The following is a 13,279-nucleotide window of genomic DNA, read 5'->3' on the forward strand; positions in this document are numbered from 1 at the left end:
GCCAGATATGCATGACTTTTTAGCCGATTTTCGTCACGACCTGTTTCATCGCCGCACGGTGGTAGTTTCCGGCGGCACCAGCGGTATTGGCCTGGAGATTGCGCGTGGGTTTAGCCAACTGGGTGCCACCACTATCGCCACCGGCAGTTCCGCTGCCAAATTAGCGGCGCTGCGCGATAGCGATGATGCGCAACGGATTGATTTTCGCCAACTGGATGTCGGCAATACGCAGCAGGTTGACGCGCTGTTCGCCAGCCTACCGCAGTTAGATCTGTTGGTTAACGCGGCGGGAATCGCGCGCCCGGAGCAGGAGTATCAAGAGGCGGTGTTTCAGCAGGTGATGGACACCAACCTGACGAGCGTGATGCGTTTGACCAGTGCCGCGCTACCAGCGCTGAGCGCGCGTCGCGGTAGTGTGGTCAACGTCGCTTCGATGCTGAGCTATCTGGCCGATGCCAGCGTACCGGCTTATTGCGCCAGCAAAAGCGGCGTGGTGGGACTTACTCGCGCGCTGGCGCATCGCTACGGCCCGCAGGGCGTGCGGGTGAATGCCGTCGCGCCCGGTTATCATCGTACCGAAATGACACGCCCGCTGTGGGATGACCCGACGGCGGCAGAGCATATCCGCCAGCGCACCGCATTGAAGCGCTGGGGCGAGGCGGAGGATTTGGTTGGCGCGGTTATCTTTTTGTCTAGCGATGCGGCGCGTTATATCACCGGCGTGACGCTGCCGGTGGATGGCGGTTATGTGAGTGGGATGTAGCGGGGCAGAGCGCCTACTGTAAGCGCGGATGGTTAAGGGCCACTCGATGGCCCTTAACTTGCTCGTTCGGAGGCGAGAGAGACGCCGTTGCTTTTAAAAGATCGCTCAACGGAGCGCATAGCTGACGACTATAACGGTGCCCACCACGCGACCAATACCGGCAACTGCGACAACAAATACAACACCAACCCAATGGTCCCGCCGACCAACGTCCCGTTGATGCGGATAAATTGCAGATCCTTACCGATATTCACCTCAATCTGCCGCGACATATCACGCGCATCCCAACTTTTCACCGTATCGCTAATATGACGGGTTAAAAATGCCGCGAAATCGGGCGCGACGGTGCTGGCGGCCTGCTCCATATGCTGATTCAACGAGGCGCGCAACGCGTGATCGTGTTCCAGCGTCTCGCCCAGCCACTGGCCCGCTTCGGTAATGCGTTGCTGCACCGCGGAGTTCTCGCTGCTTAAATCGACCTTCAGCCAGTTACGTAACTCCCCCCACAACTCGCCAATATAGCGATTAAGCGATTCATCATCCTTCAGCCAGCTTTTTAACGTCTCGGCGCGATCGGCCAGTTGCGGATCGGTTTTCAGCCGCACAATCAGCCGTTCAACCGCGCGATTAAAGCCCTGGCGAATTTCATGATTGCGATCCTGCACCACCTCATCCAGCAAACTATTCACCGCGCCGGAAACCAACTCCGCGCTATGTTCGCCAAGCCATTCGGTCGGTAACACTTTGGCTTTTAACGGATGCTCCCGCTTCAGCCAACGCACCACTTGCCCGGCGATAAACGCCCGTGACTCCGGCTTATTCATCAGGCGCAACAACTGCTCGATCGCCGCATCCAGCAGCGCCTGATGACGGTTATTACGCGTCAGGCTTTCCAGCACCAACGCGCTCGACTGCGAAAGGTCAACCTTATCAATCGCTTTATGCGCCGCGCGCCGGATAAATTGCTGGATACGCGCATCATCGGTTAAGTCGAGAAACCCGCGCATCACCTGCAGTAAATGGCGCCCAAGCCGCTGCGCATTCTCCGGCGCGCTGAGCCAACCGGCAATCATCTGCGCCGGATCGTGACGGCGGATCAGCGCCAGCAGCGATTGGGTATCAAGAAATTTTTCCTGCACAAAACGCCCGAGATTATCGCCAATGCGATCTTTATTGCGCGGGATAATGGCCGTGTGGCGGGAAATAAACGGTACCGGCACGCGGCGGAATAGCGCCACCACCGCGAACCAATCGGCCAGTGCGCCAACCATGGAGGCTTCGGCGATGGCTTTCACGCCGTTGATCCAAAAGTTCGGCGCCAGAAAGAGGGTAATGATAAACGCGCCAGCCGCCAGGCACAGCAGCAGCAGCGCAAGACGTTTGACGCGTTTTAGTTCGGCTTCTTTATCCATTCCGTCAGTTTAGCGTTTTCTGCCGCCGAGGATGCTGCCCAATACACCACGAATAATCTGATTGGTGATTTGACGAGTGGCGGTTTTCGCCATGGTTTGTACCACGCCATCATGCTTGCCGCCGCGCGGGCCGGTGCGACCAAATAAAATCTCCTTCAGGCCGCCTAACACGCCATCCTCTACCGCGACCGATTGCCCTTTGGCGGGCGGCGCGTTCTCCTGCACGCTGGCGTTTTGCACCCCTTTTTGCAGCATTTCATAGGCCGATTCACGATCGACCGCTTCATCATATTTCCCGTACAGCGGCGAGTGATTGATCAAACCGTTACGCTCATCGTCAGTGACCGGCCCCATACGCGAACCGGGCGCAATCACCATGGCGCGTTCCACCATCGACGGGCTACCTTTCTCATCGAGGAATGAGAGTAGCGCTTCGCCGGTGCCTAGCGCCTGAATGGCGGCGACAGTATCAAACGCCGGATTCGCACGCATGGTTTGCGCGGCAGTTTTCACCGCCTTCTGATCTTTCGGCGTGAAGGCGCGCAGCGCGTGTTGGACACGGTTGCCCAACTGGCCCAATACGTTATCCGGAATATCGGCGGGGTTCTGCGAAACGAACCAGACCCCGACGCCTTTTGAACGGATAAGACGAATCACCTGCTCTATTTTATCCAGCAGCACCTGCGGCGCGTCGCTAAACAGCAGGTGCGCCTCATCGAAAAAGAACACCAGCTTCGGCTTCTCTAAATCACCGGCTTCCGGTAACTGTTCATATAACTCGGAGAGCAGCCACAATAGGCTGGTGGCGTACAGTTTCGGCATTTGATACAGCTTTTCCGCCGCCAAAATATTAATCACGCCGCGCCCTTGTTCATCGGTACGCATCCAGTCTTTAATATCCAGCATCGGCTCGCCGAAGAAATACTCCGCGCCTTCCTGCGCAAGCGACAGTAATCCACGCTGAATAGCGCCGACCGACGCGCTGTTAATGTTGCCGTACTGCGTCTGGAACGATTTGGCGTTATCGCCGATATACTGCGTCATTGCGCGCAGATCTTTAAAATCCAGCAGTAATAGCCCCTGATCGTCGGCGATACGAAAAATAATTTGCAGCACGCCCGACTGCACCTCATTTAAATTCAGCAGACGCGCCAGTAACAGCGGGCCAAGATCGGACACCGTGGCCCGTACCGGATGCCCTTTCTGCCCAAAAATATCCCATAACACCACCGGATTATCTTGCGGCGCCCAGTCGGTCACGCCAATCGCCGCTAGCCGCGCCTGCAGTTTTTCTGAACTGACGCCTGCTTTGGCAACACCGGTTAAATCCCCTTTCACATCGGCCATAAACACCGGCACACCGATGGAGGAGAACGATTCCGCCAGCTTTTGCAGCGTAACGGTTTTACCGGTACCGGTGGCGCCGGTAATTAATCCGTGGCGGTTAGCCATACCGGGCAGGATTGCGAGCTGTTGCTCAGTGGTTTGGGCAATAATCAGCGGTGTAGTCATCGGTTACGGTCCATTTCGTCTTTCGCGCGCGACGCGCATCAATATCGGCGGTCGCCACCAGGCGGCGACCGGGGTTAAATTCTGTTTACATCATAGCAACCGGCACGCGGTTTAGCCTGCCGCCGGCAGCGCATAACAAAACCGGCCAGCGATAACTCACTGACCGGTACACAATAAACATTTCAGTATACGAGGGGTTAGCCCGCGAGGAACGCTTTGCCCTGCTTCAGCACGACGTCACAGGCTTTGGTTTTCACTTTCTCGCCGAGCGGGGTGTTGCTCAGGCTTTTCAGATCCAACGGTTGGCCGTTGCCGGTATTCAACAAACCGGCCAGGCCTTGCTGATAATCGGTCTGCTTAGCCTGCTCGGTTTGGCTGGCGAGGCCCAGCTTATCCATCACTTTATCTTTCACCGACGCGGCGCCGTTATCGACCACGTTATGCTGCACGCAGTACTGCATAATCCCGGCGGCGTTAGACATATTATTTGAACTGACGGCTTTATCGCCGCCGTTCAGCAAGCCAGTAAGCGAAGAGAGCGACAGCCCACCTTGTGATGACCCCGCCGCCGCGCCTGAACTGCCTTTGTCCTGAGTCAACTGTGATGCCGCACTGCTGAGCTGATCTTGCCAGCTTGCCGCCATTGCAGAACCCGCCGCCAGCGCCGAGGCGACGCCCAGCACCATTACCATCCGTTGAACTGTCTGTTTCATTGTTAACCTCATGTTCATCCAGCTACATCAACCGCGATGTACCTGATATTCCAGCTTTTCGGACTCTTATTCGCGGTGAGAGTTCCGATAAATTAATTTGGCTTAAGGATTCCGCCGCACTTTGAGAATTGTCCGCAAAAATAGCCCGGCTAATCGACCCCATAATATTGCACCGGATAACGCCGACCATTGAGCTGCACATCGCGCCACGGCTTCTCGACGGTGCTGAGCGGGCCGTGACGAATAGCACGGTCAAACCCTGCGCCATCGTTATCGGGTGTGATTTGCCCGATCTGCCGCCATTGATCGTGTTGCTGTGTGAAGATATGTACCGCGTGCTGATCGCGGTCATACAACAACACCTCGACCTGGCCATCATTATTCAGGTCCATCGCCCATGCCATGCAGGATGAGGACGCCACTACGCAGGTTCGCACCAAATAGCTATTATCGCCGCTGATACTTTGCCACCAACTCTCCGGCGGCGGCGGGCTATCGGCTCGCAGGGTAATGCGTTGACGTAACGTGGCGCCATCCAGATCTGGCGGATTAAGACGGTCATTACCCGATAGCAACTGCGCCAACATACCGCGCGTGAGCTGCGGATCCTCCAGCCACTGCGGATGCGCCTGCAGTGCCAGCAATGCCTGATGCCCACGCCGACCGGCACGGCTAAACAGATACAGGTCGCCGCCATCCGCCCGCGCCGCGCCAGCCTCGAAACGCGCAAGCTGCTGTTTCACCGTGATGCGATACGGATCGATCGCCGGACTGTGCAATAACAACCACAGCAACGCCATCAGCCCCAGTATCACCACGCTCAATGCATCGATACGCGCGGCGGCACGACGGCAGCGCAGCCAGGCGACGCCGAACGACCAGAGCAGGGCAATTACTACCACCACCGCGGCATCAATACGCTCTGGCGTCCAGCCATACTGCGCCACGCGCAGCCACAGCGCATAGGCTGCCAGCAACGCAAACAGCGGCGTTAATAGCTGCGCCAGCATCACCATATTGTTTAGCCAACCGGGATAGTTCAGTGCTCGCGCGCCGGGTGAACTGACCACCGCGCTCATTACCATCATCACTAACGCCATCGCGCTTAATAAGAAGGTGGCAGAGACGCTATGAGGGATAATGGTTAGGCCGGTAAACGGCAGAAAGGCGAGAAACAGCAACGAAATCGCCGCATGCAGCGGCAATACCGCACTGGCTAACAGGGTGACAAAGCGACGAAACACCTCGCTGGCGGCCGGCAGCCCGCGACACAGCACAATCCCCGCCGCGATGGCGAGACCGCTGGCGATGGGTGGGAAGATCGCGTTATCGAAAAACAACCACTCAAACCAGCGGATTTCAATCAACGCAAACAGCCGACTCCAGAACAGCAAAATCAACCAGAATAAGCCGGTTAACAACGCGGTTGCCGCCACGGTAAAGGTATTACGCCACAGTGACGCGATTACCGGGCTAACGCCGCGTTCGTTAAGCGCACGCGCTTGTAAAAACGGCATCAGTAAAAACAGCCAGAAGAAAATTATCGATACCAACTCGACCGGAAACTCGTCCGCATGCTGCCCGGCAAAATTCCAGCGCAGCCAGCCGGTGATTAATGCCAGAAAAGGCGTCACGCTCAGCGCCAACAACCACGGCGCGGCGGTAAGAAAACGCGTGACGGTAAATGCCAGTACGCTGGTAAAACCGCTCGCCAGCACCAATGGATAGACCACGCACGCGGCCCCGGTTGGCAATTGCAGCAACGCGGCCCACAGCGCGCCGGTTAACAGGCCGATGAATAAGATTCCCCACCGTGTCGTGGAGGGAAGTACAGAGGGTAGCAGCATACAACAATCCTTTGCGATAAGCAGAAACCTGCAACTGGCTGAAAAGACGCAACATCGCCCCAGCCGCCATCCCGGATAATAGCCTGACAGGTTGACATTGGCTATTTTTCCAGCGGCTAGACGGCGTTATGGACGGTTAGCGGGAGGGAAGAACCGGCTTTAGGTAGCAAAAAGACGATTTTTTCAGCATTCAGCGCATCAACCCACGGATTAAGGTTGCGCCGGGTGGCGGTAACGGTATAATCCCCAACGTTTTCCGCATACCTCTTCGTGCCGAAGTGGCGAAATCGGTAGACGCAGTTGATTCAAAATCAACCGTAGAAATACGTGCCGGTTCGAGTCCGGCCTTCGGCACCATTGTGGAAAAATCAGTCACCTTCGGGTGGCTTTTTTTATGTCCATAATCTTCCATTAACATCCATACTTAATTGTTAAATAAATGATTTTTACTTATCTGCCCATTCTCTGATTTACCTGTTATATCCACACTGGTCTTTTTTCGTCCATTGACATCCGGATGATTTGGGGGTCAAGATGAGGGTCAGTTCACTTCGATTAAGAGTTGACCCCCAATTATGGCCCTGACAGACGTTGTAGCCCGAACCGCAAAGACTCGCGAGAAAGCTTACAAACTCGCGGATGCACATGGTCTGTACCTGTTGATAAGCCCTGGCGGCTCTAAGCGCTGGTATCTCAAGTACCGCTTTGCAGGTAAGGAGAGCCGGATTGCTTTCGGTGCCTATCCGCTGATCTCGCTGGCGAAGGCCAGAGAGAAACGTGACGAGGTGCGGTTGCTGCTTGCCGATGGCATCAACCCGGCAGAAAAACGGGAAGGGGAAAAGGAAGAAGCGCAGGCCGCGCTGATTACCTTTGAGAAGGTCGCGAGAGACTGGCACCGAAACATCAGCCAAAACCGCTGGTCAGAAACCCATGCCGGACGGGTATGGCGCGATATGGAGCGCAATATATTGCCAGCGATAGGGCATCGCCACATTGCGGATCTGAAAACCAAAGATTTACTGGAACCACTGAAAGCCGTGGAGCAAAACGGACATCTCGATTTAGCGTCACGGCTACGCCAGCGGGTGACCGATATTATGCGCTATGCGGTGCAGAACGATCTGATAGAGCGCAATCCTGCTCAGGATCTCTCCGGGGCAATAGCGCCGCCGAAGGCAACTCATCGTCCGGCGTTGAAGCTGGATAAGCTGCCGGATTTTCTGGCAAGGATTGACGGTTATAAAGGGCGAGCGTTAACCACACTGGCCTTAAAGTTCACTCTGTGCGTTTTTATCCGCTCCAGTGAACTACGTTTTGCCCGCTGGACTGAAATCGATTTTAAACGCGCTATGTGGACGATTCCGGCTGAACGTGAAGCGATCCCCGGGGTAAAACATTCTCAGCGCGGGGCCAAAATGCGCACTGAGCACTTAGTGCCGTTATCCCGTCAGGGTTTGGCTTTGCTGAAAGAGATTAAGGCCATCAGCGGTGGCCACGAGCTGATATTCCCCGGCGATCGTCGTCCGACTAAACCGATGAGTGAAAACACCGTCAATAATGCGCTGCGGGTTATGGGATATGACACCACTACCGAACTGTGCGGGCATGGTTTCCGCACGATGGCCTGTAGCGCCCTGGTTGAGTCCGGGCAGTGGTCGCGGGATGCGGTCGAGCGGCAAATGAGCCACCAGGAGCGCAATGGCGTGAGGGCGGCTTATATCCATAAAGCCGAACATATAGAAGAACGGCGGCTGATGCTGCAATGGTGGGCGGATTATCTTGATGCGAATCGGGAAGGGTATGTGGTGCCGTATGAGTTTATGAGGGGATGAGTTTTATGTGCTCATAATTTAACCTGCAATTATTTTATGGATAAAATGCTATGCTATTCGAAAAGATAAAAACGTATTTTCTTTATATAATTTTATCAGTGTTTTTAATTACTAATATTTTTCTTGTTAAGCACGAATTCATTTTTAAAAAAACATTTATTTTGTTGTTTCTTTTTTTGACGGTGGTTGTTTGTTTCTATAAAAAGGATGAATTTAGAAGAATAATATATTATTTTGTTTATTTTAATAATGACAAGCTTGTCAAGAAAATTTCAGGAGGATTATCATTACTAGCCTGGTTGTTCTTTTTATCATCTTTTTTCTTACTAAACATTGGTCTTGTATGGTTTGCGAGATGGTTTATTCTGGCATTTATTATATTTGTCGTTATTAGCGGTGTTTTTACCTTTTATGACCTTGAACGTGGAAATAGTGTTATTTTTAGTAAGCTGAAAATTGTGTTTGTCAGTGGTGTATCCTTATTGTATTTCATTACAAGTACATATGCGGCTAGCTATTTTATGCAAATGAGCAATATGGATATAAGTGATTCTCCGTTGCTTGAGTTTGGATGGAAGATTGCTTTTTTTGCTATTTATTTTTTCATGTTCTTACAACCAGTTTCATACGGTATTTTTCTGTTAGTATCAAATAAATTAAAAGGGCATCAGTTGATGACTATTTTTGGAGTCATCATGTTAACATCATTACTGTTGTTTTCTGTACCTCGCTGGGCTGAGAATTTTGTAGTAGTCGTGCTCGATTGGGCTACCAGTAGTGAATGGCACACTAATGCAAAATGTGGTTCTTTAAATATTAGTAATTCAACAGAACGCTATTTCGGGTTTAATACAGACAAGTACACAGTCTATTTCTCTAATCGTGATGGGAAGTGGGGGTTTGAAGAAATTAATTGTATTAAAGATGATAAAAACCAAGACTCATCAAAACGTGTTCTTGTAAGTCAATCAAAGATGCCTAAATGGTTTAAAGAATAAAGAATTTTACAGATACCATCCATCAATTACCTGCGCATCTACCTTTACACCGCTCCAGCCCCTTCTTGTGGGGGGCTGGAGCTAATACTTCTTATGTGACTAATTTTTCTTCGCCTTAGAGTAATCAAGAATCGTTTCCGCCAGATCGTCTTCCACCGCATAAAAATAGCAGGCGGGAATATTCATAACCGATGCTAACCGACAGGCCAGTTCAAAGTCCGGTGTGTGTACACCGCGCTCATATTGATTCATGCGGGCACTCGCTGTCGCTTCATCGACTCCTGCAAGAATTCCCAGTCGTTCCTGTGACAGGCCAGCCTTTAAACGTGCAGCTTTTAAGCGATGAGGTAACATGAGAATCCTGATTTTTTTGCGTAACTTGCCGCGATTCTCATCTGTGTGTCTTGAAAATATACTAAGTAATACTTAGTATTTGGTGTGTGTGGTTACTTGGGATCTTAATGGAGAAAGGTATGACATCACATCATGACTGGCATCAGGCAGATATCATCGCCGCCTTACGTAAGAAAGGCACTACGTTGGCCGCGCTATCGCGTTCTGCGGGGCTTAGTTCTTCAACACTCGCCAATGTGCTTTCTCGCCCATGGCCAAAAGGAGAATGGCTTGTGGCTACGGCGCTGGACGTGCATCCTGCGGAAATCTGGCCCAGCCGTTATTTTGATGATTCTGGTGTTCTACTGGACAGAAAAATACGCATAAGGAAAAAATTGAATGAAAAGGATGAGCAATCCATTGTTGGATAAATCGACAGTAACTGTTTATTTTTCAAGCGAATACCTGCATGTACAGGTCAAGGGAAAAGCACGGCTAAATATCCCACTCAAAAACTTCCCTCGCCTTGAACGCGCTACGGCAAAACAGAGAGATAATTTCACCCTTAGCTATGGCGGTGGTATACATTGGGAAGATATTGATGAGGATATCAATATTGAGGCGCTTTATGCGGGCGCTATCAGAGATATGACTAATCGGTAAATGACGATGTGCGGTATGGATTCAGATATCGGTTAGATCCCGGACTGACGAGTATTCACATATTCCAGTATTATTTCCGCGAGATCGTCCTCCACTGCATAAAAATAGCAGGCGGGAATATTCATAACAGATGCTAACCGGCAGGCCAGTTCAAAGTCCGGCGTGTGTATACCGCGCTCATATTGATTCATACGGGCACTGGCCGTCGCTTCATCTATCCCGGCAAGAATCCCCAACCTTTCTTGTGACAGACCAGCCTTTAAACGGGCGGCTTTTAAGCGATGAGGTAGCATAAGAATCCTGATTTCTAACGTGTCCTGTCACGATTCTCATCTGCGCTTGTTAAAAATATACTAAGTAATACTTAGCTGTTGATGTTGTATGTTTGCTCGGTTCTTAATGGGGGAAAGTTAGCAAATAATCCCCCACATTCCCCCCATTTGGGGATGGATCACGCTTTCCCCCACGTAATTTTTATAGTTATGCAAAAAATGATTGTTTATGAGTAGGTTAAATCATTCCCCCACTTTGCGCGTATAGACAGACGGGAAGTGGGGGAAAATCCTGGACAGGATGACCAGATATCCGTTCGCCCCCACTTTCCCCCGCTTAATCCCCCATTTTGTGGCGATGCGGCAATGGCGTAATGTGCTCGCCATCCAATGTGATCAGACCATCCTTTTCCAGTTTATCCAGCCAGCGGGTAAACTTTTTGGATACATCAAATCCCATCGCTTTCATATCGTCCCTGACTAATGCGCGGGTGCAGCTATCTCCGCTGGCCGTGCGCGAACGAATGGCCTGCCATAGGGCAAAATGATTTTCCGTCAGCCGCGAAATGCCGATCAAATCAGGGTCGCAGGTAACATCATTTTCCCTGGCCTCACGGCCTTCATCGTTCAGCACCAGCGAGGTGATCCGATCGCCATCATCATCCACGTATAAATCGACGGAATGCAGGTCATAAGCGCGACGTGGCGGCTCTTCGGCATCTTTCATCTTGGTGCAACTGAGTATCAATGCACCACCGTCGCCTTCACGGCGCACATTAAACTCCACATCCAGCGCCGCCCGGAATGCGCTGGAGCCGCGTGCGCCTTTATCCTGATCTTTGCCGGAGTGGTGAATGATCAACACCGTAGCCTGTGTGGCCGCTTTGATATAGTCGCATCCCTGAATAAATGCACCCATGTCTTTAGCGGCGTTCTCATCTGAGCCGCCGAAGCAGCGGGCGAGGGTATCCAGAATGATCAGGCGGATCGGCATACCGGTTGCGGCCTTAACATCTTTGGCGGCTTGTATCACCTGTTGCACGCTCTCCGGGCTGGCAGGAAATACCGGGCAATCGATGCGATAAAGCGCATCAATCGGGCTGCCGCCGTTAAGTGTTTGTTCCCATGCCCGGATACGGCGGGGGACGCCGATCCCACCTTCACCAACAACATAAATAACGGCTCCCTGCGTGACCGGTTTACCTGCCCACGGCTTACCGGCAGCGATATGGCATCCCCATGATACTGCCAGGAAGGATTTGTAAGAGCCGCTGGCACCGTAAGCGCTGGCAACGGACGAGGCTGGCAAATATCCCTTAATCAGATAGTCCTGTTGGGTGTCAAAGCCGTCAGAACCTTTACGCAGAGGAAGCGAGGTTTTAAATTCTGCTTCGGTATCGGTTACGGATTTACTCATCGTTTCGCTTCCCTGCTTGCTGTATTCCCTCGCGTTTGCTGATACGTTCAGCAATCCAGTCATTCACTTCGCTTTCCAGCCATGCCACGGAGCGGGAACCAATTTTGACTGCCGGAGGAAAATTGCCCTGGCTAATCAGAAGATAAATCCATGATTTCCTGAAGCCGGTTCTTTCCATCACTTCTGATAAGCGCAACAGCTTGAAATTTGTCATCGTCAGTCCTCCTTCCTGGTGTAAACACGCTCAACGTAACGGCCCCGACTATCGCCGTGACCGAGATCCATTGACGTCAGCGCCCTTGCCTCACTGCGGGAGAATCCTTGTGACAGGTAATAACGAATGGCATCCTGCGCCCATGCGTAGCGCAGGCTATGTGGGGAGTAGTGGCCGGTCAGCCCTAACCGCGTAGTATGAGAGCGCCAGAAGTTCATGGCAGTTTTCAAATCTGGTTTGTCGATTAGCTTGCCATTACGTGTTTTAGTAACCAGCAGAGCCTCTTTTACCGCCTGCTGGATAGCATGACGGTCGATGATCCGCGTTGCACGTGGTCTGCCGCCTTTAGTGCCAAAAACAATGGTGAGCGTTGATTGATTGCGTTCAAGCTGTTTTTCCCATGTTTTCAGCGAACTGGCGCATTGCACGGCTTCTTGTGAGCGTAGCCCCAGCAACCGGGCAAGCTGAAGGGCGCAGGTAAGCCCCCGGTCATGCTGCCGTGCGCTGCGCAATACGGTCTGAAATCGCTCATCCGGGATGGCAAATTTCGTCCCTGCACGACTTGCTCCGCTTAATCCCAATGCTTTATTCGTTAAACGTGTTGATGTAACGAGCTTTTCCCTGCCGGCCAGACGAAACACCGTGCGTAACGCCGACATGTCGTTATGCAGAGTACGAACAGCGATACCTGTTGCCCGGCGATCGGCAATATAGCTTTCGATATGTTTAGTTTTCAGATGCTGAATATCACGAACCTGGATATTAAGTGCGATCAGGTGCCGACAAAATCGGTCAATAATGCGGGTACGATCGTGGACAGTTTTAAAGCTGCCACCGACCTGTTTCGCCAGCATCTTCATTTCACGGCTTAATTTACTCATAGCGAACTTCTCTCAATTTCAACGAGCTGCATTTCTCTGGCGCGTGGGCTAAATGGCAGAAACAATCAACATTGAACTGCCCTGAACGATACCTGTGCGCCAGAGCGGGCAGCAGTTGAGGTATTGTGGGGTGTCGGTAATGCACTCTGTGCAGCCTCCTGCGATGCAGGTATCCCCTCAGGCCGTTGGCCTGCCTCGGTATCGGTTCAACTCTCCTGTAAAAAGTGGTCGGTTCGGTTCCCGAACTTGTGTGTCAGATTCATAGCTGGTTGAGTGAAGTTGCCTGCCTCAAAGGCTGAGGTTGGTTCGTGCTGTGGCGTCACTTTCATGCGTTAACACGCAAAAAGTGACGCCACGTATTAGCGCGCAGCAGGGCAGGCGCATGCAGATGCCTGACGGCATAGCAAGGCGCAGCCAATAGC

14 protein-coding genes and 1 tRNA gene are annotated in these 13,279 nt (G+C 52.2%); 6 read left to right on the forward strand and 9 right to left on the reverse strand.

Annotation, left to right across the window (positions count from 1 at the left end):
- Window positions 1-7: 7 nt before the first annotated feature.
- Window positions 8-763 carry an SDR family NAD(P)-dependent oxidoreductase gene (locus PMPD1_RS02940; protein WP_173632636.1) on the forward strand — a complete coding sequence of 252 codons (756 nt, stop codon included), beginning with the start codon at window positions 8-10 and terminating at the stop codon, window positions 761-763.
- A gap of 128 nt (window positions 764-891) precedes the next feature.
- Here PMPD1_RS02940 and PMPD1_RS02945 read toward each other — a convergent pair whose 3' ends face one another.
- The 4 genes from PMPD1_RS02945 to PMPD1_RS02960 form a co-directional block, all read right to left on the reverse strand.
- Entirely contained in the window at window positions 892-2,175 is a 1,284-nt protein-coding gene (locus tag PMPD1_RS02945; RefSeq protein ID WP_173632637.1) for a DUF445 domain-containing protein, read from the reverse strand.
- Window positions 2,176-2,184: 9 nt separating this feature from the next.
- Window positions 2,185-3,687, reverse strand: a complete 1,503-nt coding sequence (locus tag PMPD1_RS02950) for a helicase HerA-like C-terminal domain-containing protein (protein WP_173632638.1) — start codon at window positions 3,685-3,687, stop codon at window positions 2,185-2,187.
- A gap of 197 nt (window positions 3,688-3,884) precedes the next feature.
- On the reverse strand, window positions 3,885-4,400 hold the full coding sequence (locus PMPD1_RS02955; protein ID WP_173632639.1) for a YjjA family protein: 516 nt from the start codon (window positions 4,398-4,400) through the stop codon (window positions 3,885-3,887).
- A gap of 149 nt (window positions 4,401-4,549) precedes the next feature.
- The gene (locus PMPD1_RS02960) at window positions 4,550-6,247 is read right to left on the reverse strand and encodes a DUF4153 domain-containing protein (protein WP_173632640.1); all 1,698 of its coding nucleotides are present in this window, start codon (window positions 6,245-6,247) and stop codon (window positions 4,550-4,552) included.
- A gap of 272 nt (window positions 6,248-6,519) precedes the next feature.
- Here PMPD1_RS02960 and PMPD1_RS02965 point away from each other — a divergent pair.
- The 3 genes from PMPD1_RS02965 to PMPD1_RS02975 all read left to right on the forward strand — a co-directional run bounded on the left by PMPD1_RS02965 (window position 6,520) and on the right by PMPD1_RS02975 (window position 9,077).
- Window positions 6,520-6,604: transfer RNA gene (locus PMPD1_RS02965), tRNA-Leu, on the forward strand.
- Window positions 6,605-6,822: 218 nt separating this feature from the next.
- Entirely contained in the window at window positions 6,823-8,079 is a 1,257-nt protein-coding gene (locus PMPD1_RS02970) for a tyrosine-type recombinase/integrase (protein WP_173632641.1), read from the forward strand.
- Between the two features lie 50 nt (window positions 8,080-8,129).
- Window positions 8,130-9,077, forward strand: coding sequence for a hypothetical protein (locus tag PMPD1_RS02975; RefSeq protein WP_173632642.1), 948 nt, complete (start codon window positions 8,130-8,132; stop codon window positions 9,075-9,077).
- A 99-nt stretch (window positions 9,078-9,176) separates the two neighbouring features.
- Here the strand turns inward: PMPD1_RS02975 and PMPD1_RS02980 are convergent, their stop codons facing one another.
- Window positions 9,177-9,431, reverse strand: coding sequence for a helix-turn-helix transcriptional regulator (locus tag PMPD1_RS02980; protein WP_173632643.1), 255 nt, complete (start codon window positions 9,429-9,431; stop codon window positions 9,177-9,179).
- 119 nt (window positions 9,432-9,550) lie between these two features.
- On the opposite strand from PMPD1_RS02980, the gene PMPD1_RS02985 reads away from it, so the two are divergent.
- Window positions 9,551-9,841 carry a helix-turn-helix domain-containing protein gene (locus PMPD1_RS02985; protein WP_173632644.1) on the forward strand — a complete coding sequence of 97 codons (291 nt, stop codon included), beginning with the start codon at window positions 9,551-9,553 and terminating at the stop codon, window positions 9,839-9,841.
- Window positions 9,810-10,073, forward strand: coding sequence for a DUF2442 domain-containing protein (locus PMPD1_RS02990; protein ID WP_173632645.1), 264 nt, complete (start codon window positions 9,810-9,812; stop codon window positions 10,071-10,073). The genes PMPD1_RS02985 and PMPD1_RS02990 overlap by 32 nt, the downstream gene beginning before the upstream one ends.
- Window positions 10,074-10,105: 32 nt before the next feature.
- Here PMPD1_RS02990 and PMPD1_RS02995 read toward each other — a convergent pair whose 3' ends face one another.
- The 4 genes from PMPD1_RS02995 to PMPD1_RS03010 all read right to left on the reverse strand — a co-directional run bounded on the left by PMPD1_RS02995 (window position 10,106) and on the right by PMPD1_RS03010 (window position 12,857).
- Window positions 10,106-10,366 carry a helix-turn-helix transcriptional regulator gene (locus PMPD1_RS02995; protein WP_173632646.1) on the reverse strand — a complete coding sequence of 87 codons (261 nt, stop codon included), beginning with the start codon at window positions 10,364-10,366 and terminating at the stop codon, window positions 10,106-10,108.
- 316 nt (window positions 10,367-10,682) lie between these two features.
- Complete coding sequence (locus tag PMPD1_RS03000; RefSeq protein WP_173632647.1) at window positions 10,683-11,762, reverse strand: helicase RepA family protein; 1,080 nt, start codon at window positions 11,760-11,762, stop codon at window positions 10,683-10,685.
- Window positions 11,755-11,976 (reverse strand): helix-turn-helix transcriptional regulator, encoded by a 222-nt coding sequence (locus tag PMPD1_RS03005; RefSeq protein ID WP_173632648.1) that lies wholly within the window; start codon window positions 11,974-11,976, stop codon window positions 11,755-11,757. Before PMPD1_RS03005 ends, PMPD1_RS03000 begins: the two co-directional genes overlap by 8 nt.
- 2 nt (window positions 11,977-11,978) lie before the next feature.
- Window positions 11,979-12,857, reverse strand: coding sequence for an integrase domain-containing protein (locus PMPD1_RS03010; RefSeq protein WP_173632649.1), 879 nt, complete (start codon window positions 12,855-12,857; stop codon window positions 11,979-11,981).
- Window positions 12,858-13,279: the final 422 nt, after the last annotated feature.

The organism is Paramixta manurensis (assembly GCF_013285385.1).
GTDB classification, from domain to species: Bacteria; Pseudomonadota; Gammaproteobacteria; order Enterobacterales; family Enterobacteriaceae; genus Paramixta; species Paramixta manurensis.

Excerpts from the sequence above, each read along its gene's own strand:
- PMPD1_RS02950 (WP_173632638.1), bottom strand. The coding sequence starts at position 3,687 with ATGACTACACCGCTGATTATTGCCCAAACCACTGAGCAACAGCTCGCA.
- PMPD1_RS02975 (WP_173632642.1), top strand. The coding sequence starts at position 8,130 with ATGCTATTCGAAAAGATAAAAACGTATTTTCTTTATATAATTTTATCA.
- PMPD1_RS02985 (WP_173632644.1), top strand. The coding sequence starts at position 9,551 with ATGACATCACATCATGACTGGCATCAGGCAGATATCATCGCCGCCTTA.
- PMPD1_RS02980 (WP_173632643.1), bottom strand. The coding sequence starts at position 9,431 with ATGTTACCTCATCGCTTAAAAGCTGCACGTTTAAAGGCTGGCCTGTCA.
- PMPD1_RS02940 (WP_173632636.1), top strand. The coding sequence starts at position 8 with ATGCATGACTTTTTAGCCGATTTTCGTCACGACCTGTTTCATCGCCGC.
- PMPD1_RS02990 (WP_173632645.1), top strand. The coding sequence starts at position 9,810 with ATGAAAAGGATGAGCAATCCATTGTTGGATAAATCGACAGTAACTGTT.
- PMPD1_RS03005 (WP_173632648.1), bottom strand. The coding sequence starts at position 11,976 with ATGACAAATTTCAAGCTGTTGCGCTTATCAGAAGTGATGGAAAGAACC.
- PMPD1_RS02995 (WP_173632646.1), bottom strand. The coding sequence starts at position 10,366 with ATGCTACCTCATCGCTTAAAAGCCGCCCGTTTAAAGGCTGGTCTGTCA.
- PMPD1_RS02955 (WP_173632639.1), bottom strand. The coding sequence starts at position 4,400 with ATGAAACAGACAGTTCAACGGATGGTAATGGTGCTGGGCGTCGCCTCG.
- PMPD1_RS02970 (WP_173632641.1), top strand. The coding sequence starts at position 6,823 with ATGGCCCTGACAGACGTTGTAGCCCGAACCGCAAAGACTCGCGAGAAA.
- PMPD1_RS03000 (WP_173632647.1), bottom strand. The coding sequence starts at position 11,762 with ATGAGTAAATCCGTAACCGATACCGAAGCAGAATTTAAAACCTCGCTT.
- PMPD1_RS02960 (WP_173632640.1), bottom strand. The coding sequence starts at position 6,247 with ATGCTGCTACCCTCTGTACTTCCCTCCACGACACGGTGGGGAATCTTA.
- PMPD1_RS02945 (WP_173632637.1), bottom strand. The coding sequence starts at position 2,175 with ATGGATAAAGAAGCCGAACTAAAACGCGTCAAACGTCTTGCGCTGCTG.
- PMPD1_RS03010 (WP_173632649.1), bottom strand. The coding sequence starts at position 12,857 with ATGAGTAAATTAAGCCGTGAAATGAAGATGCTGGCGAAACAGGTCGGT.